Raw genomic sequence first — 2,365 nt, forward strand, 5'->3', positions numbered from 1 at the left:
TTTGTCGTAAATTTGCTCGGATACAGTGAGAGGAAATGGATTGCTAAACTGAGACTTCAATTCAGTTAGCATTGAGAAACGACCCATAACTTCGTGATTGCCAAGCGCGGGAAAAATCGGCGCGTGTTGTATTAGTTGACCGCCAGTGTAAACTGTGGTAATACCGTTTTTGGTAATTTCGCCATTGGCACGACCTTGCAGACAGGGGAAAAAGGCAACTCCACGATTATCGTCAAACCATTCCGAAGCGCGATCGGGAACATTGACCAAATCGCCAACGAAGAAAACTGCATCAACTCGCTGCACTGTTTCTGCTACTTTTTGCAAGTTGGCAGGTGTCATCGGCATCAACTGATGGTCGGATGTTAGTAAAATTTTCAGAGGCATTCCCGCCGGTGGTGAAGCCGCGAGGGTGAATACATCGCTACTGACACTTTCACCATCTTCTCGCACACTGGTAACGCGATAAGGAATTCGTTTAAGAGGAGTTAATCCGGTGACTTCTGCTTCGTGTCGCCAGATGTGGCGAATGGCAATCTTTTCATATATTTCGCCTTCTCTCCTTTGTTTTCCTACTTTCGATCGCTCATCTTCCCGCGTGCGACTAAGCTTGATGGTAGTCGCGACAGCAGTAAAATTTAAGTCCTCACCGTAGGTAACGATATGGCGAGAACCTGCAAATTCGGTAAACCAAACAACTCGCACTCCTGTTGCGGTGGGAAGTTGCAAAAATGGATCGGTGAGTAGCTGGGGTGAAGAAGACATATGTAGCAGTTTGACTGGGGACACTATTAGATATCTTCAGAAAAGAATCTCAAAGGGCAGGCAGGATGCCTACCCTACAAGATTTTTTAGAGATGTCTATTATTTTACTGTTACGCTTATCGCTGTGCGTTGTTAAACTTTGCCATAATTAATGTGAAAGACAAATACCATACCGTACATTATGGATTTATGACGAAAACTGACACGATAAAGCTCGACCAGTATTTAAAGTTCATCGGTGTAGCGCCAACTGGCGGACAAGCTAAGCTGCTGATTCAAGATGGTCATGTACAGGTCAACGGCGAGACTGAGATTAGACGGGGACGACAATTAGTTACAGGCGATCGCGTAACGGTTTTGGGACGAAGTTATCAAGTCAGACTGTAAAAAAACGCGATATCTTAGGATCTGGTTTGGGAAATCTCGGTCTTGAACGCCGCAGACATGGGGTTTTTTGGGTGCGATCGCTACTTCAGTAACTCTTGATAAAATTCTGCTGTTTCATCTGGAAGATAAACCATAGGCTGTGATTGTAGCGATCGCCAATCTAGCTAACTCACTTCCGCTCAACATTTCAGCACGTTTTTTTATTTCATTTTTGCCAAACAGAAATTGTCCGAGTTGTTGTCTTAAAAGCTGATATTCCAGACTGGAATTAGCTTTTTGCAAAGCGGGATTTTACCGAAGCATTAGTGTCGGAAATAGCTATGCGATCGGCTATCAGAAGTGCTTCTTTTTGCATATAATTTAAACCCTAAAAAATTGTCAAAAATTGTAGGGTGCGTTAGCGGTAGGGTAACGCATATCTTGCGCTCATACACTGGGCAGGCGGGACGCCCACCCCACAACAAAGAGATTGTTCTTGTGGGATGGGCATCTTGCCCGTCCGAACTGTTTTATATGCAACAGTTCAGTTATCGTTTGGGATTTTTTCTCATCGTTTTATGAATTTTTTTCCATTTTTCCTTCTCCGCTAAATACGCTTTTTGGTCTTGTTTGCGCGTCATGTATGCCAGTTCATCTTGCAGTTTTTGATAGTTGTAGAAACGTCGTTCGTCAAGAGTGCCGTCAAAGAGAGCTTGTTGCACTGCACAACCGGGTTCTTTTTCATGTTTGCAATTGCGGAAGCGACATTGTTCTGCGAGTGCGTAGATATCGGTAAAGGTTTCCTGAAAACCTTCATTGCCATTCCACATTTGGATTTCTCGTATTCCGGGAGTATCTATTAGCAAACCACCAGAAGGTAAGACAATCAACTCTCGATGAGTTGTGGTGTGTCTACCTCGACTATCTGTTTGACGGACTGACTGAACTGCTTGAATGTTTTCTCCGACTAATTGATTGACGATCGTCGATTTTCCAACGCCAGAAGAACCGACTAAAGCTACAGTGTTTCCCATCCCTAAATAAGGTAGCAAGCTGTCGATTCCTTGGTTGGCGATCGCACTCAATACAACAATCGGTACGCCAACAGCTATTGTTTCTACTTCACTTCTAATTTCCTCGAAATCTTCGCACAAATCGGCTTTATTCAAAACGATAACTGGATTAGCGCCACTTTCCCAAATCAAAATCAAATAGCGTTCGATTCTCGCGAGAT

The 2,365-nt window shown here is 43.8% G+C and carries 4 protein-coding genes; 1 reads left to right on the top strand and 3 read right to left on the bottom strand.

Going from position 1 to position 2,365, the window contains the following annotated elements; translation table 11 throughout:
- On the bottom strand, nucleotides 1-765 hold a 765-nt coding region (locus tag H6S82_RS29430), incomplete at its 3' end, for a fibronectin type III domain-containing protein (RefSeq protein ID WP_191057193.1).
- 153 nt (nucleotides 766-918) lie between these two features.
- Here H6S82_RS29430 and H6S82_RS29435 point away from each other — a divergent pair.
- A complete protein-coding gene (locus H6S82_RS29435) occupies nucleotides 919-1,152 on the top strand; it encodes an RNA-binding S4 domain-containing protein (protein WP_347339567.1) in 234 nt (77 codons plus the stop codon).
- 114 nt (nucleotides 1,153-1,266) lie between these two features.
- Here H6S82_RS29435 and H6S82_RS29440 read toward each other — a convergent pair whose 3' ends face one another.
- Together H6S82_RS29440 and rsgA are read right to left on the bottom strand one after the other, a co-directional pair.
- Nucleotides 1,267-1,434: a hypothetical protein gene (locus tag H6S82_RS29440; RefSeq protein WP_190473399.1), complete on the bottom strand. Its 168-nt coding sequence runs from the start codon at nucleotides 1,432-1,434 to the stop codon at nucleotides 1,267-1,269.
- Nucleotides 1,435-1,679: 245 nt separating this feature from the next.
- A partial coding sequence (rsgA, locus tag H6S82_RS29445; RefSeq protein WP_191057194.1) for a ribosome small subunit-dependent GTPase A occupies nucleotides 1,680-2,365 on the bottom strand: 686 nt, incomplete at its 5' end.

Origin of the sequence: Planktothrix sp. FACHB-1355, from assembly GCF_014748295.1 — a bacterium.
GTDB lineage: Bacteria > Cyanobacteriota > Cyanobacteriia > Cyanobacteriales > Aerosakkonemataceae > Aerosakkonema > Aerosakkonema funiforme_A.